Below are 19,280 nucleotides of genomic sequence, written 5' to 3' on the forward strand. Positions count from 1 at the left end.
CAGGTCCGCGCCGCCGGTCCGCGGCGACCAGCCGTCCACGATGCCTTCGATTCTGTTCTGCCGGTCGCGCGATGATTCGGTCACCACCTGGGGTTGCGCGCGGGTCTTGGCGTGAATCATGTGGTTGGCATGGCCGTAGCGCGTGCCGATGTCCAATACCGATACCGCACCCGGCGTCACTTCGGCGCTGATCAGGCGCGGGTCGGTGGCGCTGCCCAGCGTGTGATGAAACCCGCCGGAATGGGGAAGGTCTCGCAACAGCGCGATGGCATCGTCCAAGGTGGCGCAGTCGAGCACGGCGCGCGCCAGAAACATGCGCGGCACGCCGGGATGGCGTTGGCGGGTGCGCAGGTTGTTGATGGTCTGGACGAGGCCTGCGCGGTTGGCGCCGAAGGTGTGGCCGGGCAAGGATCCCGGGTAATAGAAGCTGACGTAACCGGGCGCGTCGTCCAGCGCCACGTCGACCAGATGGCAACGTCCATATAGATACGGGTCGCCGTCTTCGTTGTGCCCGATCCAGCGTGCGCCGTCCGCGCCTTTGAGCGCGACGGTCGTGCAGCCGTCGTTCGTGCTGTGCAGCAGGTCGCCACGGCAATTCCAAAGCAGCACGTCCTTGACCGGCATGCGCAGCCCTTCGGCCATGCCTTCCAACTCTTCCCATATCGCGGGTAGCGCGGCCTGCGCATGCTGGGCCAGTTCGTCTACATAAGCATGATCGCGCCAGCGCCGCAGCGCTTCCCAGGTGCTGCTTTGCGCCAGATACACCGACATCAGCGGGCGGGCCAACTTGCCCAGCGCCAGGCCCACCTGACGCCGGTTTCCGGCAATGCGTACATATTTGTAGGGCATGGGGATTCTCCGGGGTGTCATGCGGATTGTAATTTTTCTAAGCTCTGCCGGGTGGGGACGGATGCGTTAAGATCGCCGATAAGCCGCGCCGGACACCCCGGCGCCGCTCAGGAATCATGCCCCTACAACAACCCCGGGGTGCCGACGGTCCCCAAGAGGAGAGTTTCATGATCAAACGTAAAGTCGCCGCCGCCTTGGTCGGCCTGTCCGTGGCCATGTTCGGCGCTGCCTCTGGCGCGCAAGCCCAAGGCAAGGAACTGGTGGTGGCCACCGATACCGCTTTCGTGCCGTTCGAGTTCAAGCAGGGCAATACCTACGTGGGCTTTGACGTAGACCTGTGGGCCGCCATCGCCAAGGAACTCAACCTGAAGTACAAGCTTCAGCCGATGGATTTCAACGGCATCATCCCGGGCCTGCAAACCAAGAATATCGACGCCGCCCTGGCGGGCATTACGATCCGCGACGACCGCAAGAAAGTCATCGACTTCTCGGACCCCTACTATGAAAGCGGCCTGGCCATTCTGGTCAGCGAAAAGAACACCGACATCAAGGACGCCAAGTCCCTGGCGGGCAAGACCGTCGCCGTCAAGACCGGCACCGCCACCGTTGACTTCCTGAAAGCGCAGGTGCCGGACGCCAAGCTGAAACTGTTCCCCAACATCGACAACGCCTACCTTGAACTGGCCACCGGCCGCGTCGATGCCGCGGTGCACGACACGCCCAACGTGCAGTACTACGCCAATTCAGCCGGAAAGGGCCGCGTGAAGGTCGTGGGCTCGGTCAAGAGCGGTGACTTCTACGGCATCGCCTTCCCCAAGGGCAGCGAACTGGTGCCGCAAGTGAACAAGGCGCTGGCCGCGCTGAAGGCCAATGGCCAGTACGACGCCATCTACGAAAAGTGGTTCGGCAAGAAGCCGTAAGCAGATAGCTGTTTTTGGCGCCGCCTGTGGGTACTGCCCGCGCGCGGCGCCGCCATGATGCGGCGCCCGTTGGCGCTTTGGGGGGAATATCGTGGAGTTCGACTGGACTGTAATCGAGAGCGCGTTACCCAATCTGCTTGAGGGTACGCTGATGACCATCAAGATCACGTTCTGGGGATTGTTCGGTGGTTTTCTGCTGGGCGCGCTGTCTGGCGTGACGCGTGCATACGGCAATATCGTCCTGTCGGCCATCGCGCAGGTTTATGTGGCGGTCATTCGCGGCACGCCGATTGTCGTGCAGGTGATGTTCATCTACTTCGCCTTGCCGCTGCTTGCCGATATCCGGGTGGATGCGGAATGGGCGGCCATCGTCACATTGATCATCAACTCGGGCGCCTACATTTCCGAAATCGTACGCGGGGCGCTGTTGTCGGTACACAAGGGACTGAAGGAAGCGGGGCAGGCGATGGGCCTGCCGTTTCACAAGATCTTGTTCCACATCATCGGACCGGTGGCGTTTCGCCGCATGATCCCGCCGCTGGGCAACCAGTGCATCATCAGCTTGAAGGATTCCTCGCTGTTCATCGTGATCGGCGTGGCTGAACTGACGCGCCAAGGCCAGGAGATCATGGCCAGCAACTTCCGCGCCGTCGAAATCTGGTCCGCCGTGGCGATCGTCTACTTGATCTTGACCGGCTTGATGGCGCTGACGCTGCACATGGTGGAAAGAAGGATGCGCATATTATGAGCATGGTTGAATTTCATAACGTCACCAAGAGTTTTGGCGAATCCATGGTGCTGAACGGCATCTCGCTGAACATCGATGCAGGCGAGGTTGTGGTGGTGGTGGGGCCGTCGGGTTCCGGCAAGTCCACGTTCCTGCGGTGCATCAACGTACTGGAAACCATTAACGATGGCGATCTTCTGGTCGATGGCCTGAGCGTCAAGGGCGACGCCGCGCAGGTGCGCGAAATTCGCCGTGAAGCGGGCATGGTGTTTCAGCAGTTCAACCTTTTCCCGCAGATGACCGCGTTGCAAAACGTGATGTTCGGCCCCGTGCACACGCGCGGCCAAAGTCGCGACGAAGCGCGCGAGCTGGCGATGGGCTTGCTGGACAAGGTGGGGTTGGCCGAACGCATGAACCACTTTCCGTCCGAGCTGTCCGGTGGGCAGCAGCAGCGCGTGGCGATCGCGCGCGCATTGGCCATCAAACCCAAGCTGATGCTGTTCGACGAGCCCACCTCGGCGTTGGATCCCGAACTGCGTCACGAAGTGCTGAAGGTGATGCGCGATCTGGCGGAAGAGGGCATGACGATGGTGGTCGTCACGCACGAAATGGAATTTGCCCGCAAGGTAGGCAGCCGGTTGATCTTCATCGACGCGGGCAAAATCGCGCACGACGGCCCGCCGGCTGAATTGCTAAGCAACCCGCCCAGCCAGCGGTTAAAGGACTTTTTGCAACACGTGGCTTGATCGCGGTGTGGGCGTTAGTCCGGCTTCAGCCCTTGACCCGGACAATCTTCTGCACCTGCGGAACGTGTCGGATGGCGCGGATGACTTGAGCCAGATGCTTGCGGCTGTCGACCTGGATGGTCAGGTGCAGCGACACCGTGGACACCGCGTCATCGTGCATCGTCACGTGCATGATGTTGGCGTCGGCGGCGGTGACTTCCGCCGCCAGCCGGCCAAGCACGCCGCGTTCGTTGCGGGTGATGATGTCCAGGCGCGTGGCCAGGTGCTTGGCCGTGTGCGCGTCCCACGCCACATTGATCCAGCGTTCGGGTTCGCGCAGGCGCTGGCGCATGGCAACCGGGCAGTCGGCGGTATGCACCACCAGCCCGTGGCCCATGCGCATGCCGGCCACGATGGGGTCGCCAGGCAGCGGACCGCAGCAAGGCGCCAACTGCACGGCCTGGCCTTCGTTGCCCTGGATCAGGATGGGAGCGCTGCGCGCCGAGGTCAGTTCGTCAACCGCTGCCGCCGTGGTGGCAACCAGCTGATGTTCGGGCGCAAAGCGGCGGGCCACAACGGCGGCCAGTCGCTTGCCCAGCCCGATATCGGCCAGGATCTCTTCGCGCGAGCTCGCGCCCGTGCTGCGCGCCAGCTTTTGCCAGGCCGGGTCGTCGGTTGCCGGCATCGGCATGTGCAGTTCTTGCAGGGCCTGGCTCAGCAGCCGTTCGCCGAACGCTACCGATTCCTCGTACTTGACGGTACGCAGGTAGTGGCGGATTTCGGAACGGGCGCGGCCGGTACGTACGTAGTTGAGCCACTGTGCGTTGGGGCGCGAGGCGGGCGAGGTCACAATTTCCACCGTGTCGCCGCTGTTCAGTTCAGTGCGCAGCGGCACGAATTCGCCGTTGACCTTGGCCGCCACGGCCTGGTTGCCGATGTCCGTGTGGATGGCGTAGGCAAAGTCCACCGGCGTCGCGCCACGGGGCAGGGAAATGATCTTGCCGCGCGGCGTGAACACATAGACTGCGTCCGGGAACAGGTCAACTTTGACGTGCTCAAGGAATTCGCCGGAATCGCCCGTCTGGCTTTGAATGTCCAGCAGCGATTGCAGCCATTGGTGCGTGCGCTTTTGCAGGTCGTTCAGCGTCAGGTCGGCGCCCTTGTACAACCAGTGCGACGCCACGCCTTCTTCGGCCACGTGATGCATGTCGCGCGTGCGGAACTGAAATTCCACCGGCGTGCCATAGGGGCCGACCAGCGTGGTGTGCAGGGACTGATAGCCGTTCACCTTCGGAATGGCGATGTAGTCCTTGAACTTGCCGGGCACCGGGCGATACAGCTGATGCAGCGTGCCTAGCGCCAGATAGCATTCGGGCAGCGTGTGCACGATCACGCGAAAGCCATAAATATCCAGCACGTCGGAAAACGACTTTTTCTGGTCCACCATCTTGCGGTAGATGCCATAAAGCGTTTTCTCGCGGCCGGTGACTTCGGCTTCGATACCGGCGGCGGGCAGCGACGCCCGCACCGAATCGGCAATTTTGGTGATGACTTCGCGCCGGTTGCCACGCGCCGCCAGCACGGCCTTGTACAGCACCTGATAGCGGTTCGGGTACATCGCCGCGAAGCACAGGTCCTGCAATTCACGGAACAGCAGGTTCAAGCCCAGGCGATGGGCGATGGGCGCGTAAATATCCAGCGTTTCGCGTGCGATGCGCCGGCGCTTCTCGGGGTTGACCGCGTCCAGCGTACGCATGTTGTGCAGGCGGTCGGCCAACTTAATGAGGATGACGCGCACATCGCGCGCCATCGCCAGCAGCATCTTGCGAAAGCTCTCGGCCTGCTGCTCGGCCTTGGTGGCAAAGTCCAGCCGGTCCAGCTTGGACAGCCCATCCACCAGTTCGGCGACTTCAGGGCCAAATTTTTCGGCAAGCTCGTGCTTGGCGATGCCCTGGTCTTCCATCACGTCATGCAGCAAGGCAGCGGACAACGCGTTGACGTCGAGCTTCCAGCCTGCGCAGATTTCAGTGACGGCGATGGGATGCGAGATGTAGGGCGAACCGCTGGCGCGGAATTGGCCCAGGTGCGCCTGGTCCGCGAAGCGATAGGCTTCGCGCACGCGCTCTACATCTTTGGGATCGAGATAGCTGCCGATGATTTCGGTCAGCGGTGCCAGCGAAGCGACCGGCGAGGCGGTCGCGTCCGCCGCTTCTTGCGCGGCGACGGACGGTGGCGTAGCGGGGTTTTTGCCTTTCTTACCCGTGCGGCGCCCAAGACGGGAGCCGGCACGTAGCGCGGCAAGCAGACCAGATGAAGCGTACTTCAGCCCGGGAAAAGCCATACTTGCCGCCCCCCGAGACTATCAGGTGGGAACTTTACGCAGCATTTCCACGCCGGTTAGGCCGCCCGCGATTTCGCGCAGTGCAGTGACCGTGGGCTTGTCTTTGCTGTCCAGGCGCGGGGCATGGCCTTGCGCCAACTCGCGGGCGCGATACGTCGCGGCCAGCGTGAGCTTGAAACGATTGGGGATTTGATTCAGACAGTCTTCGACAGTGATGCGAGCCATTAGGACACCTGGTGCTGATGGATGATAGGGAGAATGCAGTCGGCTCAATGCTCGGCAGGGATGCCAAGTTGCGAGAACAACTGAGCGTGCCGGGCGGCCTGAGACGAAAAACGCAGCCTTGCGGCACTGACGATTTGTATCAGTTCCGACAAGGCTACGCTAAATTCTTGATTAATAATAACATATTCGCATTCAGGCGCGTGGGCGATTTCGCCGCCCGCCGCCATGAGTCGCCGAGCGATCACTTGCGGCGCATCCTGGCCCCGCGCCTTCAACCGGCTTTCCAGTTCTTCGATAGACGGCGGCAACACGAAAATGCCGATCGCGCCCGGAAAACGCTGCTTTACCTGACGCGCGCCTTGCCAATCGATTTCCAGCAGGACATCACGGCCTTCACGCGTTGCGGTGTCGATACGGTCGCGCGGCGTACCGTAGAAATTGCCATGCACTTCGGCCCATTCCAGCAGGTTTTGCGCGTCGCGCATCTCTTTGAAATCGTCGGTCGAGACAAAGCGATATTCGCGGCCGTCTTCTTCGCCGGGGCGGGGCGCGCGGGTGGTGCAGGAGATGGAAAGTTCGATGGAAGGGTCTTGCGCAAGCAAGGCCTTCACCAGGCTGGATTTGCCCGCGCCGCTGGGAGCGACGACCATGAAGACGTTTCCGGGATTGGCGTACATGAATAAGACCGGCGTGTGATGCTAAGACCGGAAGTCTAGCAAATCAGACGGCGGGGCAGGGGAAAACCCGCTGTCACGCCGTCTGATCGCCGTTGCGGTAGCGCCCGGGCCAGGCTAGCCGGCCGGTTTGGCCGCCGCTTGGATCAACTTGCCCCCCGGTGCCGGGGAATCGCTGCCCAACAGGTGCCCGTTGACTTCAATGCCGTAAAGCGAGTCGTCGGAGTCATGGTATTTGGCGCGGGTGGCTGCAACCGAATCCTTGTAACGCGGGTCTTGCGGCCGTTCGTGCGCATTCATGAAATAGGCCACGTCCCAGGCTTCCTGGTCGCTCAGCATGCCGGCTTGACCCAGCGGCATGTTGGCCTTGATGAAGCCCGCCGCGTTGCCGATCTGGTGCATACCGGCGCCCCAGTTGAACGAATCGGCGCCCCACAACGCGGGGAACACCCAGTGTTTGCCGTTCTTCTGGCCCTGGCCTTGCGCTCCGTGGCACACCGCGCAGTACTGCCCATAGACCTCGCTTCCGCGCACGTAGTCGGCCTTTTGCGCGGGCGCGGGCAGTTTGCGATATCCCTGGCCTTCCAGCACTACGCCGGTGGGTGCCTTGCTGGCCAGCCAGAACATATAGCTTTGCAACGCGACCAGCGTGGAATCGTCCGCCGCCGGGGCCTTGCCGTTCATGCTGAAACGAAAACAGCCCTGTAGCCGTTCCGCCAGGGTGTTGACGTGTTCGTTCTTGGCGCGATAGGCCGGGTACAACACGTACGCGGCCCACATCGGCGCTGAATCCGGGCGGCGGCCGGCGTCCAGATGGCAGCTGGCGCAGGTCAGGTCGTTGCCCACAAATTTGCCTGCCATTTGCGGGGTGTGCAGGAAAATCTGCTCGCCCTGGCGCACGATCATGCCAAATTCGGTGTCGGGCAGCGACGATGCCGAGGGCGGTGTGAAGGCAGGGCGCGGTTCGGCGGCCTGCGCATTCGCAGCAGCGAACAGTCCTAGGGCGATGGCGCCCAGAAGCACGGCACGGCGGAGGGGGGCGGACGATATGTCCGAGCCGGGGTCGATGGCGGCTTGGCGCGCATCGGAGGACATGGCGGTCCGGGCGGGTACAAACATCATGGGCGAGCTCCCGGTGCGGCCGGCGCTTGCGCCGCCAGCAAATCGGCGGCCTTGGGCAGGCCGGCGTAATAGGCGGAAACGGCGTCGATCTCGGCATCGGTCAGCCGTGTCGCCACCGCCGGCATCAACGCAAGCGGCCCCGGCGGACGTTGCCCTTGGCGCCAGGCGCGCAGTTGGCCGGCAATGTATGCGGCCGGTTGGCCAGCCAAACCGGGGAAATTCTCGCCCACGCCGATGCCGCCAGGGCCGTGGCACTGATTACACGCCGGGACGTTTTTGTCCCACGCTCCGCGCGTGGCCAACCACGCGCCCGTGTCGGCGGGCGTGACGGGATGCATGGCCGTGGCGGCCAGGCGGTCAATGTTCAACGGCGACGGCAACGACGCGTAATAGCGTGCCACCGCCGCTTGCTGCTCGGGATCCAGCGCCTTCGCGGTCGCCGCCATAACCGGGCTCACTCGCGACCCGTTGGCCATCGCTTGCAGTTGCTCGGTCAGATACTTGGCGCCGATGCCCGCCAACTGCGGGAAACCCGCAGCGGGATTGCCTTCACCGCGTGCGCCGTGACAGGTCACACAGGCCGGCGCGCCATTCGCGCCTTGCATGCTGATTTGCTTGCCGGCGGGGCCAGCCGCGCCCTGCGCCTGTGCGGCAGCAACGCCCGCCAAGCTCAAGAGCAACGCGGCGGGTAAGGACCGTGGGGTCATGGTTGCCTGCTCCGATATTGTTATTGACTATGGGTAATAAGCTAATTGCCTCAGATTATATAAAGACTTGTGACAGATCTGCGCATTTGTCTGATTTCGCGCGCGTGCTCCACTCGCTTCCTCTCGTAGGAAGCGAGCCGCAACTGTGTCTGGTTTGGAAACTTTGCTTGCAGCATCGCGCTAATGATTGCGGTAGCATCTCGCCGATTGATAACAAGGAGAATCCGATGCACGCAAACGAGATCGAACCACCACGCGTGGCTCTGGTAACCGGTGCAGGGACGGGAATTGGCCGCGCTGTGGCGCTGGAATTCCTGGCGCAGGGCTATCGGGTCGTGCTGGCGGGACGCCGCCGCGACCCGCTGGAAGCAACCCGCACGGCAGCGGGCGAAGACGGCGTGCGAGCGCTGGTGGTGCCGACCGATGTATCGGACGAGCATGCGGTGCGTGATCTTTTCGACACGACGCAGCGCGAATATGGCCGGCTGGATGTGCTCTTTAATAACGCGGGGCGCGGGGCACCCGCCATGCCCATCGAAGAACTGCCCGTGTCGGTGTGGCGCGAAGTCGTCGACACCAACCTGACCGGCATGTTCCTGTGCGCGCAAGCGGCTATCCGTGTGATGAAGGCACAGACGCCGCAGGGCGGCCGCATTATCAACAACGGGTCGATTTCGGCGCACGCGCCGCGTCCGTTCTCGATCGCCTACACGGCGACCAAGCACGCCGTGACCGGGCTGACCAAATCGATTTCGCTGGATTGCCGGCCGTATGGCATTGCCTGCGGGCAGATCGACATCGGCAATGCGGCTACCGACATGACCGAGCGCATGGCAAACGGTATCTTGCAGGCCGACGGCAGCACCAAGGTCGAGCCGCGCATGGACGTCGCGCACGTGGCGCAGGCAGTTGCCGCCATGGCGCGCCTGCCGCTGGACGCCAACGTGCAGTTCATGACCATCATGGCCACCAACATGCCATTCGTGGGGCGGGGCTGAATGCGGCACAGCCTGCCGGAAAATTTCTCGACAGGCTGGTTACTTACCCCTGATCGTCAGGCGCCAGGCAGGCGCCTTTTTTTCGCCCGTGTCTTGAGGCGACCTATCGCGACGCTTGGGCCAGCATCTGGCCCTGGGTGGTGTCCAGATAACGTCGTGCGCCGACGTAGCGCTTGGTCCAGTAAGGGTTCTTCATCTCGTCAACGCGCACTTTCGTGCCACGGCGGGGAGCATGAACGAACTTGTTCTGGCCAATATAGATGCCGACGTGCGAGGTGACGCCGCGACCGCGCGTGGCAAAAAATACCAAGTCACCGGGACGCAGTTCTTTTTTGTTGGCGACGGATTTTCCCTCGCTGCGCTGGGCACGCGCCGTGCGGGGCAGTTCCAGACCGGCGATTTCGCGGAAAACGTACAGCACCAGGCCGCTGCAATCAAAACCTTCGGCGTCGTCGCCACCCCAGCTGTACGGCGTGCCGATGGCGTCGAGGCCGGCTTGCACGACGCGTTCACTCAAGGTGGGAACGGTGGGCTCTTGCGCCAGGCGCAGGCCGCTGAGCGTCGGGCGGGCTTGTGCGGTGGGCAGCGACGCCTGGGCGGCGTTGGGAAGCCACGAGAGGGTCAGTGCAAAAAGGGGGGCTGACAGGAAAACGGGAATGCGGAAATTGGCAAATCGGACTTTTCGCGTGGGCGGAGTCATTACGTCACTTCAAAAATCGGAGTAGGCGGCATGGCTTTGCCTAAGGGGGCAAGCCGGCGGAAAGGGGGCGTTCCGGGCCACGCAAGCCACGGAAGCCGTTGAATTATAATGGAATAAAGTTTCATTACATTTGTAGTGCAATGCAGCATTATCAGCGTTCCATCGTTACTGCCGCCCGGGGAGACGATGTAACGGGCGCAGCAAATTCGGGACTGGCGCAACGAGCGGGGCTGCGGCGGGGCAGTGGCAAATATGACGCTTCATGCGGGATCGGCTCGGGCATAATCGACCGCATCGGCGCTTGTGGGCCTGAGTTGTGGGCCCGAGTTACCCAGGGCGCCGAGCAAACCGATAAGACAGATAAGAAGCGGAGTAGAGCTCAATGATGAATGCAGTACACCCCGTGTCTTCCATGAACCGGCCCGATGCCTTGCCCTTTGAACCCTTTCAGGACGCCCGTGCCGCCGTCGCCCGGCTGGCCGAAATCTACGCGCGCAACACGGCATTCCTGCGTGCGGCTTTTCGCGACGTGCTGAAGGAAGGGGCGAAGGAACACGCAAAGGAAGGCGCAGAGGACGGCGCGAAGGAAGGCAGCGGTAGCGCACCCGAGCGTGCGCGGGCCTACTACCCGGCGATCCGTATCGTGGTCGAAACCTACGACCCCATCGACACCCGCCTGTCGTACGGCCACGTGGCCGAGCCCGGCATCTACCAGACCACCATCACCCAGCCCGAGCTGTTTCGCGACTACCTGATCGAGCAGGTCGGCCAGTTGCTGCAAAACCATCGCGTGGCGGTCGAGGTCGGCGAGTCCGATTCGCCCATCCCGCTGCATTTCGCCTTCCCTGAAGGCGCGTATGTCGAGGGCGAGCACCTTGAAGCGCTGAAGCGCCCGCTGCGCGACCTGTTCGACGTGCCCGACCTGGCCGTCACCGATGACGCCATTGTCAACGGTTCCTGGCGCGGCAAGGACGGCGAACCCAAGCCGCTTGCCCCGTTCACCGCCCAGCGCGTCGACTATTCGCTGCATCGCTTGCAGCACTACACGTCGACGGCGCCGGCGCATTTTCAGAACTTTGTGCTGTTCACCAATTACCAGTTCTACGTTGACGAGTTCTGCGCCCGCGCTCGTGCGCTGATGGCAAGCGGCAATGAAGACTACGAGATGCTGGTCGAGCCGGGCAACCGCATCACCCGACGCGGCGAAAACGGCCCGGGCGACGAAGGCCAGGGGGTGCGCCTGCCGCAAATGCCCGCCTATCACCTCGTGCGCGGCGACCATTCCGGCATCACGCTGGTCAATATCGGCGTGGGCCCGTCCAACGCCAAGACCATCACCGACCACATCGCCGTGCTGCGTCCGCATGCCTGGCTGATGCTGGGCCATTGCGCCGGCCTGCGGGATTCCCAGCGCTTGGGCGACTACGTGCTGGCTCACGGCTATGTTCGTGAAGACCACGTGCTGGATGCCGACCTGCCCACGTGGGTGCCCGTGCCCGCGCTGGCCGAAGTGCAGGTAGCGCTGGAACAGGCCGTGCAGGAAGTGGCGGGGCTGTCGGGCTGGGATTTGAAGCGCATCATGCGCACGGGCACCGTGGCCACCATTGACAACCGCAACTGGGAACTGCGCGACCACGTTGAACTGGTCGAGCGTTTTGCGCAGTCGCGCGCGATTGCGCTGGACATGGAATCGGCCACCATTGCCGCCAACGGTTTCCGCTTCCGGGTGCCGTACGGCACGTTACTGTGCGTGTCAGACAAGCCTCTGCATGGCGAACTGAAACTGCCAGGCATGGCCAGCGTGTTCTATCGCAGGCAGGTCAATCAGCATCTAGAAATTGGCATCCGCGCCCTGGAGCGCCTGCGGGACATGCCGCCGGAACGGTTGCATTCCCGCAAGCTGCGCACCTTCATGGAAACGGCCTTCCAGTAGGCGCGATCCGTCCCCAAACGGCCGCCAATTTTCGAGGCGGGTCCGTTTGCGCTATTCTCGCGCGTTGCTCGGTAATCCCAGGCTTTCGCGAGATCTCCGCGCGGACGCCTTCAAGACGTGAAGGAATGAATTTTGGCTCCATCGGAACACGATGATCGCCGCTCCGGCGGCACGCGCGCAGCGAAGGCAAACCCGCCTTCCGAGCTGCGGCGCACCTTGTCCGCACGCCATCTGACAATGATCGCGGTGGGCGGGTCCATCGGCACCGGCCTGTTCGTGGCGTCCGGCGCCACCATTGCTCGCGCGGGCCCGGGCGGCGCGCTGCTGGGCTATGTGCTGATCGGCGTGATGGTCTATTTCCTGATGACCAGCCTGGGCGAACTGGCCGCCGCCATGCCCGTGTCGGGCTCATTCTCCACGTACGGCGCGCGCTACGTCGAAGACGGTTTCGGCTTCGCGCTGGGCTGGAACTATTGGTACAACTGGGCGGTGACGGTGGCCGTGGACCTGGTGGCGGCGCAGCTCGTCATGGCCTACTGGTTTCCCGACGTGCCCGGCTTCTACTGGAGCGCCTTGTTCCTGGCCATCACCTTCGGCCTGAACGCGATGTCGGCGCGCGGTTTTGGCGAAGCGGAATTCTGGTTCGCGCTGATCAAGGTCGTGGCGGTGCTGGGTTTTGTGGCAATGGGCGTGATGATGCTGCTGGGCATCATCCGTGGCGGCGAAACGGGCGGGTTGGCAAATTGGACGGTGGGCGACGCGCCCTTCGCGGGTGGCTTTGCCGCGCTGATCGGCGTGGCGATGGTGGTGGGCTTTTCGTTCCAGGGCACCGAATTGATCGGCATTGCCGCGGGCGAATCCAAGGACCCCGCGCGCAACCTGCCGCGTGCCGTACGTCAGGTGTTCTGGCGCATCCTGCTGTTCTACGTCATGGCCATCCTGGTGATCGGCCTGCTGATCCCGTACACCGATCCGCATTTGCTGCGCAACGATGTCGAAGACATCAGCGTCAGTCCGTTCGCGCTGATCTTTGAACGCGCCGGCCTGCTGGGCGCGGCGTCCGTCATGAACGCCGTGGTGCTGACTTCGGTGCTGTCCGCCGGCAATTCGGGCATGTACGCCGCCACGCGCATGCTTTACAGCCTGGCCCGCGAGGGCAAGGCGCCGCGCATTTTCGGCCGCATTTCGCGCAATGGCGTGCCGTTGTGGGCGCTGCTGGCGACCACCGTCGTTGCCGCCCTGTGCTTCTTCACGTTTATCTTCAGCCCGAACGCGGTGTACATCTGGCTGTTGAACACCTCGGGCATGACGGGTTTCATCGCGTGGCTGGGCATCGCCATCAGCCATTACCGGTTCCGGCGCGGCTACGTCAAACAAGGTCACAGCCTGGCCGATCTGCCGTATGTGTCGCCGTTCTTTCCCTTTGGTCCGATTTTTGCCTTTGTACTGTGCCTGATCATCACGCTGGGCCAGAACTATCAGGCGTTCCTGCAAGACCGCATTGATTGGGGCGGCGTGGTGGCCACGTATATCGGCATCCCGCTGTTCCTGTTGATCTGGCTGGGTTATCGCGTGACGCGCGGCTCGCGTTTCATCAGCTACCGCGACATGCGTTTCCCGGATGCGCGGGCGCGCAGCGAATATCTGGATTCCGCCCTGCGGGGCGAACCGGCAGCTGGCGAGGCGCGCTAGCCGTTCGTCGCCCCATGACAACCGCCCTTAGATAATGTTCTTTTCAAGCAGGGGGCGGTTGTCCAAAACGCGCTGAAAAGACAGGGCGGACAAGTCCAGGCTGCGGTAGGCGCCGAACCGTAGCAGCTCTGCGATACCGCGCCCGGTGGCGGGCGCCTGCTGAAGCCCGTGGCCCGAAAAGCCGTTGGCGAAGTACAGGTTGGGGCAATCGGGATGGGCGCCGATGATGGCGTTGTGGTCGAACACGTTCATTTCGTAATAGCCGGCCCAGGCGCTGCGCACGCGCACGGCCTCGAACGCGGGCACCCGGGCGGCAAGCGCCGGCCAGACGTGGCTGTCGAACGCTTCAAGTTGGGCGTCAAGCGGCATGTCGTCGGCGTCATCCGCCGCGTCGGGCGAATAACCGCATAGAAATTTGTCGCCGTCCGGACGAAACCAGATGCCCGACGGGTCAATCAGCAAGGGGCAGAGCGGCAAGGTTTGCGGGCAGCTGAAGCTGAACACGGTACGCCGCCGGGCGCGCACGGGCAGGTCTATGCCGGCCCATTGGGCCACGCGTGCCGCCCACGGGCCCGCGGCGTTGATGGCCACATCGCAGGGCAGGGCGGCACCGTGGCTGGTCCAGACCCCGTTCACACGCGCGCCTTCGCGCAGCAGGCCCACGGCTTGCGCACGCCGGTACGTCGCGCCTTGCGCTATCGCCTTCTGGCGTAGCGCCTGCATCAGCCCGTAGCCATCGAACCAGCCTTCGCCCGATAGCCCCAGCGCGCCCAGCGCCAGGTCCGCGGTGTTCAGCCAGGGGAATCGCGCTTGCAATTGAACCGGCTCAAGCAAGGCGACGTCAACGCCGTGCGCGCGCTGCGTGGTGTAGTTGCTTTGCAGCGTGTCGCAGCCGGCGGCGCTGGCCAGGTAAAGATAGCCGGGCTCGGTCAAGCCGATATCGGGCGCCGGGTCTTCTACAAACAACGTCGTGGCCAGTTCGCGCAAGAACGCAATGCCCATTTGAGACATGCCGATATTGACGGGCGTCGAAAACTGCTGGCGAATGGAACTGGCCGAGAGCGCGGACGAAGCCCGCGCGTACGTCGGGTCACGTTCAAGCACGGTAACGTCGAAATCGTGTGGGGTTTGGCTTAGAAAGTAAGCGATAGAGCTGCCAACGGCTCCTCCGCCAATGATGACGACGCGTTGCAAGGCTTTTAGTCCCGTTGGTGTCCAGGGCCGACTCGGTGTAGCAGCAGCTTGACGCCTTCTTTGCAGCGGCGCAAGCCCTTGCGTGTGCGGGGCCAAGAAGCCCGTCGGGCGAGGCGGCGCTTACGGCGACACGCGACATTGCTCCAGCATCCAGGCGCCGAATTCGCGCACCAGCGGCGATTCGGCCTGGGTGTGGGGATAGACGAAGTAGTAGGCGTCGGCGCTGCTGAGCGCTTGGGGAAACAGCTGAATCAGTTCGCCGGTGTCCAGTTCGCGTTCCACCAGAAAGCGGGGCAGCAGGGCCGCACCCAGGCTGGAGGCGGCCGCTTGCGCCAGCATGGACGCCTGCTCGAACTGAGGGCCCTGCATCGCGCGCGCCGCGCTGGCGCCGTGTTGGTCAAACCACGACGCCCATTGTGCGGGGCGGGATGTCTGGTGCAGCAGCACGACGTTGGACAAGTCCGCGATGTGCCGGATACCGTGCAGGCGTTGATAGCGGGGGCTGCTGACGGCGATGACCTCTTCGTGCATCAGGTACTCGCACACGGCGCCGGCCCAGTAAGGCGCACCGAAATGGATGGCCGCGTCAAAAGGCTCTTGCGAGAACTCGAAGGGCAGGGTGCGCGACGTGAAGTTGATGGTCACGTCGGGCTTGCGCGCCATGAAGTCACCCAGCCGCGGAATCAGCCAGCGGGTGCCCAACGTGGGCAGCACCGCCAGGTTGAGCTGGTCGCGGCGGGTGCAGGCCATGGTGCGGCGGGTGGCTTCGGACAGTTGGTGCAGCAGGATGCGCACCTCGGACGCGTAGGCGCGGCCAGCATCGCTTAAGACCACCCGCTGGCGCACGCGATGGAACATCGTTACGCCCAGCTGGGTTTCAAGTTGGTGGATCTGGCGCGATACGGCGCTTTGGGTCAGGTGAAGCTCGTCCGCCGCGCGCGACACGCTGTTGCGCCGGGCGACTGCTTCGAAGGCCAGCAGGTTGGCGACGGGCGGCAGAAAGGTCTTGCGGAACATGGGGCTTCCTAATGGAGACAGCCTTGGGATACAGCCTTGACGTAAACCCCCCATGACAACACGGCCTTGTCAGCGACCCTATAGGAAAAGTCTGGAATGCGAAGAGGCCGCTCGCGCGGCCTCCCGATTTCTCATCAAGCCGCTACCGCTTATTCGATGTTCTGCGCCTGTTCGCGCATCTGCTCGATGAGCAGCTTCAGGTCCATGGCGGCGCGCGTGACTTCCATGCTGCCTGCCTTGGAACCCAGCGTATTGGCTTCGCGGTTCATTTCCTGAAACAGGAAATCCAGGCGCTTGCCGGCACTGCCGGCGTTTTTCTTACCCGGGGCGGATTTGCCGCCGCCGTCGGTCAGCAGGTGGCGCAATTCTTCCAGATGAGAACGCAGGCGCGACAGTTCTTCGGCAACGTCGATACGCAGCGCAAACAGATTGGCTTCCTGCGACAGGCGTTCGGACAGCTCCGTGCCCGAGATGTGTGTGAAACCGCCGGGAAAGGCCGATTCCACACTTTCGCGCAGTTTGGCGGCCAGCTTGTCGCGGTGGTCGGACAGCAGTTGCGGCAGATGAGCCTGCACGATATCGACCACGCCGGCGACGCCGTCGGCGCATTCACGCATCATGCCCGCCAGGCGTTCGCCTTCGCGCGCGCGGCCCTCTTGCAGTTGGGTCAAGGCCTGCTGCGCGGCTTGCAGGCAGGCCGCGCCCCACACCTGCGGGTCCAGCGCGTCGTTGCCGCGTTGGCCGGGCCAGTTGAACAATTCCACCAGCCGGGGCGGCGCGATGTCAGGAACGATGCGGCGCGCGGCCTGCAATTGTTCCGCCAGGCTTTCCAGCCACGTCGGATCCAGCTTGGACAAGTCGGTGCTGGCGTTGCGCGTGAATGACACCCGGATCTCGACCTTGCCGCGCGCCAGATTGGCGGTCAGCAGCTCGCGCAGCGGCGTTTCAACATGCCGCAACTCGTCGGGCAAGCGGAAATACAAATCAAGGAAGCGGCTGTTGACGCTGCGCAGTTCAATGGCAAGCGTGCCTTGTTCTAGGTCTGCTCGGGCGTTGCCGAATGCGGTCATGCTGCGAATCATGGTCGTGTCCTGGTAAAGCTGGGGTAAGAGCCGGTTGCGCCGGGGCCCGCGGTGCCCCGGAAAAGGGGGCGGGTCTGTGTATTCAACCGGATATATCGCGGCAGGATACTCCAAGCGGGAATTTCCTGCGGCGCCTGCCCGTACAATGCCGCGAACCAATATCTAGACTGGAGTTTGCCTGTGACCACTACGCCCACCATCGCCCGTCCGTCCGGCCGCGCTGTAGACGAACTGCGGCCGTTCAGCCTGGAACGCGGCTTTACGCGCTATGCCGAAGGCTCGGTGCTGGTCAAGGCCGGCGATACACACGTGCTGTGCACCGCCAGCGTGTTGGAGAAAGTGCCGCCGTTTCTGAAGGGTAAAGGCGAAGGCTGGGTCACGGCGGAATACGGCATGCTGCCGCGCGCCACCCACACGCGTGGCGATCGTGAAGCCGCCCGTGGCAAGCAAAGTGGCCGTACGCAGGAAATTCAACGCCTGATCGGTCGCAGCCTGCGCGCCGTGTTCGACATGCGCGCACTGGGCGAACGCACGCTGCATCTGGATTGCGACGTGTTGCAGGCCGACGGCGGCACGCGCTGCGCCAGCATTACGGGCGCGTGGGTGGCGGCGGCCGATGCCGTGGCCTTGCTGATGAAGCGTGGCGACCTGGCCGTCAACCCGATCCGCGACGCGGTGGCCGCCGTGTCGGTGGGCTTGGTGCAAGGGCGTTCGGTGCTGGACCTGGACTACCAGGAAGATTCCGCCTGCGACGCCGACGTCAACGTCATCATGACGGGCAGCGGGGCTTTTGTTGAAGTGCAGGGCACCGGCGAAGGCGCCACGTTTACCCGCGCCGAACTGGACACCATGCTGGTGCTGGCCGAAAACGGCATCGCCAGCCTGGTCCGCGCCCAGCGGGCCGCGCTGGTGTAAGCGGCAGGCATGAAAAGGGATCCGGGCAACGTCTGCGCGGATCCCATAACGTATGCGGGCATACCGGTACCGGTTTTTGCCCGTATCAGCCGGGCAGCAACGCGCCCAGCTTGTCGATTTTCTCCAAGCCCCAGATTGACGCGATCAGCGTGCGCAGCTCCGCTTCCGTTGCCGCGTCGGCGTAGCGGCCCAGGCTTAGCGTCTTGTCTTCGATTTCCGCGCGGCTCAAGGTATTGCCCGGGTCGCCCTTCGGCTCATCGACGCGGCCTTGCAGCGTGCGGCCATCTTGCGTGGTCACGGTGACCTTGCCGATCCAGCGTTGCGGATAAGCCTTGTCCACTTCATCGTCCAGCACCATTTCGACCTTGCCCCGGAACGCCGCCACGGCCGGGTCGTCTAAGCCGGCATCAAATTCAGCCAGCCCTGCGCGCCCCTGGCGGGCGATCAGGCCTAGCACCGTTCCCATCGAAAACTTGGACTGATGCACCGTCTGCGGGTTGACGACGGGTCCCAGCACGTCGATGGCGCCCTGATGCACATGCGCCACCACGCGCGCCACGTCGGATTCGGCCAACTTGTGCTCGCGCAGCACTTGTTGCAGCGCATCCGCCGCCGGGTGCGTATGACGGCACGATGCATGGAACTTGAACGAGGTCTCGGCCAGCGCCCAGCGTTCGCCCAGGCGGTCGCACAGCTTGGACGGGTCCGCGTCGGACGACATGCCGGCCGCCATGCCTTGCGGACCTTCCAGGATGTGGCGCGCGCCTGTGAAGCCTTCGCGCGCCAGATACGCGGCGGTGATGCCGTCCGCCGCCGCCTTGGCCGTGTGCAACTGCTTGGAGTCGGCGGCATCGCGCAGAAATTCCCACAGCCCGGCGGCCTGCGTGCCCGCCGAACCCAATGCGTGCAGCATCTGTTCGGGCGTCAACTTCAGCAGGCGGCCGGTGGTGACGGCGGCGGCCAGCGTGCCCGCCGTGCCCGTCGTGTGAAAAATCTTGTAGTGCGAACGTCCTAGAAATTCCCCCACGCGGATGCCGACTTCGTAGCCGGCCACGGCGGCGACCAGCACGTCGCGGCCCGAACTGCCCAGTGCCTGGGCCACGGCCAAGGCGGGCGGGAACACCACGGCGGCAGGGTGGAATACCGAACCGTTGTGCACGTCGTCCTGCTCCACCACGTGGGCGGCGGCCGCGTTCACCATGGCGGCGAACAGCGGCGTGGTGCGGCGCCGCGTGATCAGCACTTCGCTGGGGCCGTCGGCCGGACCCATGGCGGCTGCGTAGCGGTCGATGGCTTGCACCGCGCGCGCCGAGGCGCCGGCAAGTATCGACGCCAGGCAATCCAGCAGCAGGTCTTCGGCGCGGCGCAATACGGGCGCGGGGATGTCTTCGTAACGCAAGTTGGCCGCAAAGGCGGCAAGCTCGGCGCTCAGGTGGGGCGTGTCGTTGGCGGCGGTCAT

Annotated in this window: 18 protein-coding genes; 7 read left to right on the plus strand and 11 right to left on the minus strand. The window is 63.7% G+C overall.

The window, feature by feature from the left end; all coding sequences use genetic code 11:
• A partial coding sequence (locus ACNPP0_RS21410; RefSeq protein WP_448706939.1) for a C45 family autoproteolytic acyltransferase/hydrolase occupies nucleotides 1-849 on the minus strand: 849 nt, incomplete at its 3' end.
• A gap of 167 nt (nucleotides 850-1,016) precedes the next feature.
• Between ACNPP0_RS21410 and glnH the strand changes: the two genes are divergently transcribed.
• From glnH to glnQ, 3 genes are all read left to right on the plus strand, one after another.
• Complete coding sequence (glnH, locus tag ACNPP0_RS21415; protein WP_332608053.1) at nucleotides 1,017-1,769, plus strand: glutamine ABC transporter substrate-binding protein GlnH; 753 nt, start codon at nucleotides 1,017-1,019, stop codon at nucleotides 1,767-1,769.
• A 91-nt stretch (nucleotides 1,770-1,860) separates the two neighbouring features.
• Nucleotides 1,861-2,517 carry a glutamine ABC transporter permease GlnP gene (glnP, locus tag ACNPP0_RS21420; RefSeq protein ID WP_332608054.1) on the plus strand — a complete coding sequence of 219 codons (657 nt, stop codon included), beginning with the start codon at nucleotides 1,861-1,863 and terminating at the stop codon, nucleotides 2,515-2,517.
• A complete protein-coding gene (glnQ, locus tag ACNPP0_RS21425) occupies nucleotides 2,514-3,242 on the plus strand; it encodes a glutamine ABC transporter ATP-binding protein GlnQ (RefSeq protein ID WP_448706940.1) in 729 nt (242 codons plus the stop codon). Before glnP ends, glnQ begins: the two co-directional genes overlap by 4 nt.
• Nucleotides 3,243-3,267: 25 nt before the next feature.
• On the opposite strand, the gene ACNPP0_RS21430 is transcribed toward glnQ, so the two are convergent.
• The 5 genes from ACNPP0_RS21430 to ACNPP0_RS21450 all read right to left on the minus strand — a co-directional run bounded on the left by ACNPP0_RS21430 (nucleotide 3,268) and on the right by ACNPP0_RS21450 (nucleotide 8,290).
• Nucleotides 3,268-5,562 carry a RelA/SpoT family protein gene (locus ACNPP0_RS21430; RefSeq protein ID WP_046804951.1) on the minus strand — a complete coding sequence of 765 codons (2,295 nt, stop codon included), beginning with the start codon at nucleotides 5,560-5,562 and terminating at the stop codon, nucleotides 3,268-3,270.
• Nucleotides 5,563-5,583: 21 nt separating this feature from the next.
• On the minus strand, nucleotides 5,584-5,787 hold the full coding sequence (gene rpoZ / locus ACNPP0_RS21435) for a DNA-directed RNA polymerase subunit omega (protein WP_006219679.1): 204 nt from the start codon (nucleotides 5,785-5,787) through the stop codon (nucleotides 5,584-5,586).
• 44 nt (nucleotides 5,788-5,831) lie between these two features.
• The gene (gmk, locus tag ACNPP0_RS21440) at nucleotides 5,832-6,464 is read right to left on the minus strand and encodes a guanylate kinase (RefSeq protein ID WP_448706941.1); all 633 of its coding nucleotides are present in this window, start codon (nucleotides 6,462-6,464) and stop codon (nucleotides 5,832-5,834) included.
• Between the two features lie 114 nt (nucleotides 6,465-6,578).
• On the minus strand, nucleotides 6,579-7,583 hold the full coding sequence (locus ACNPP0_RS21445; protein ID WP_448706942.1) for a c-type cytochrome: 1,005 nt from the start codon (nucleotides 7,581-7,583) through the stop codon (nucleotides 6,579-6,581).
• Nucleotides 7,580-8,290, minus strand: coding sequence for a c-type cytochrome (locus ACNPP0_RS21450; protein WP_448706943.1), 711 nt, complete (start codon nucleotides 8,288-8,290; stop codon nucleotides 7,580-7,582). Before ACNPP0_RS21450 ends, ACNPP0_RS21445 begins: the two co-directional genes overlap by 4 nt.
• 227 nt (nucleotides 8,291-8,517) lie before the next feature.
• On the opposite strand from ACNPP0_RS21450, the gene ACNPP0_RS21455 reads away from it, so the two are divergent.
• Nucleotides 8,518-9,288, plus strand: a complete 771-nt coding sequence (locus ACNPP0_RS21455) for an SDR family oxidoreductase (RefSeq protein ID WP_332608058.1) — start codon at nucleotides 8,518-8,520, stop codon at nucleotides 9,286-9,288.
• Nucleotides 9,289-9,391: 103 nt separating this feature from the next.
• On the opposite strand, the gene ACNPP0_RS21460 is transcribed toward ACNPP0_RS21455, so the two are convergent.
• Entirely contained in the window at nucleotides 9,392-9,988 is a 597-nt protein-coding gene (locus ACNPP0_RS21460; protein ID WP_448706944.1) for a C40 family peptidase, read from the minus strand.
• Nucleotides 9,989-10,370: 382 nt separating this feature from the next.
• Here ACNPP0_RS21460 and ACNPP0_RS21465 point away from each other — a divergent pair, with 382 nt between their 5' ends.
• A complete protein-coding gene (locus tag ACNPP0_RS21465) occupies nucleotides 10,371-11,921 on the plus strand; it encodes an AMP nucleosidase (RefSeq protein ID WP_442880148.1) in 1,551 nt (516 codons plus the stop codon).
• Between the two features lie 132 nt (nucleotides 11,922-12,053).
• Nucleotides 12,054-13,613: an amino acid permease gene (locus ACNPP0_RS21470; RefSeq protein ID WP_046804946.1), complete on the plus strand. Its 1,560-nt coding sequence runs from the start codon at nucleotides 12,054-12,056 to the stop codon at nucleotides 13,611-13,613.
• A gap of 27 nt (nucleotides 13,614-13,640) precedes the next feature.
• Here the strand turns inward: ACNPP0_RS21470 and ACNPP0_RS21475 are convergent, their stop codons facing one another.
• The 3 genes from ACNPP0_RS21475 to ACNPP0_RS21485 all read right to left on the minus strand — a co-directional run bounded on the left by ACNPP0_RS21475 (nucleotide 13,641) and on the right by ACNPP0_RS21485 (nucleotide 16,906).
• A complete protein-coding gene (locus tag ACNPP0_RS21475; RefSeq protein ID WP_332608060.1) occupies nucleotides 13,641-14,807 on the minus strand; it encodes an NAD(P)/FAD-dependent oxidoreductase in 1,167 nt (388 codons plus the stop codon).
• 120 nt (nucleotides 14,808-14,927) lie between these two features.
• Nucleotides 14,928-15,824 (minus strand): LysR family transcriptional regulator, encoded by an 897-nt coding sequence (locus ACNPP0_RS21480; RefSeq protein ID WP_332608061.1) that lies wholly within the window; start codon nucleotides 15,822-15,824, stop codon nucleotides 14,928-14,930.
• Between the two features lie 149 nt (nucleotides 15,825-15,973).
• Nucleotides 15,974-16,906, minus strand: coding sequence for a YicC/YloC family endoribonuclease (locus ACNPP0_RS21485; RefSeq protein WP_448706945.1), 933 nt, complete (start codon nucleotides 16,904-16,906; stop codon nucleotides 15,974-15,976).
• A gap of 180 nt (nucleotides 16,907-17,086) precedes the next feature.
• Between ACNPP0_RS21485 and rph the strand changes: the two genes are divergently transcribed.
• Complete coding sequence (rph, locus tag ACNPP0_RS21490; protein ID WP_046804942.1) at nucleotides 17,087-17,821, plus strand: ribonuclease PH; 735 nt, start codon at nucleotides 17,087-17,089, stop codon at nucleotides 17,819-17,821.
• 85 nt (nucleotides 17,822-17,906) lie between these two features.
• Here rph and ACNPP0_RS21495 read toward each other — a convergent pair whose 3' ends face one another.
• The gene (locus ACNPP0_RS21495; RefSeq protein WP_448706946.1) at nucleotides 17,907-19,280 is read right to left on the minus strand and encodes an MmgE/PrpD family protein; all 1,374 of its coding nucleotides are present in this window, start codon (nucleotides 19,278-19,280) and stop codon (nucleotides 17,907-17,909) included.

The sequence above is a fragment of the Achromobacter semiaridum genome, from assembly GCF_053543755.1.

Excerpts from the sequence above, each read along its gene's own strand:
- ACNPP0_RS21460 (WP_448706944.1), bottom strand. The coding sequence starts at position 9,988 with ATGACTCCGCCCACGCGAAAAGTCCGATTTGCCAATTTCCGCATTCCC.
- rpoZ (WP_006219679.1), bottom strand. The coding sequence starts at position 5,787 with ATGGCTCGCATCACTGTCGAAGACTGTCTGAATCAAATCCCCAATCGT.
- ACNPP0_RS21445 (WP_448706942.1), bottom strand. The coding sequence starts at position 7,583 with ATGATGTTTGTACCCGCCCGGACCGCCATGTCCTCCGATGCGCGCCAA.
- ACNPP0_RS21480 (WP_332608061.1), bottom strand. The coding sequence starts at position 15,824 with ATGTTCCGCAAGACCTTTCTGCCGCCCGTCGCCAACCTGCTGGCCTTC.
- ACNPP0_RS21485 (WP_448706945.1), bottom strand. The coding sequence starts at position 16,906 with ATGATTCGCAGCATGACCGCATTCGGCAACGCCCGAGCAGACCTAGAA.
- ACNPP0_RS21495 (WP_448706946.1), bottom strand. The coding sequence starts at position 19,280 with ATGACCGCCGCCAACGACACGCCCCACCTGAGCGCCGAGCTTGCCGCC.
- glnQ (WP_448706940.1), top strand. The coding sequence starts at position 2,514 with ATGAGCATGGTTGAATTTCATAACGTCACCAAGAGTTTTGGCGAATCC.
- ACNPP0_RS21465 (WP_442880148.1), top strand. The coding sequence starts at position 10,371 with ATGATGAATGCAGTACACCCCGTGTCTTCCATGAACCGGCCCGATGCC.
- ACNPP0_RS21430 (WP_046804951.1), bottom strand. The coding sequence starts at position 5,562 with ATGGCTTTTCCCGGGCTGAAGTACGCTTCATCTGGTCTGCTTGCCGCG.
- glnH (WP_332608053.1), top strand. The coding sequence starts at position 1,017 with ATGATCAAACGTAAAGTCGCCGCCGCCTTGGTCGGCCTGTCCGTGGCC.
- ACNPP0_RS21450 (WP_448706943.1), bottom strand. The coding sequence starts at position 8,290 with ATGACCCCACGGTCCTTACCCGCCGCGTTGCTCTTGAGCTTGGCGGGC.
- gmk (WP_448706941.1), bottom strand. The coding sequence starts at position 6,464 with ATGTACGCCAATCCCGGAAACGTCTTCATGGTCGTCGCTCCCAGCGGC.
- ACNPP0_RS21455 (WP_332608058.1), top strand. The coding sequence starts at position 8,518 with ATGCACGCAAACGAGATCGAACCACCACGCGTGGCTCTGGTAACCGGT.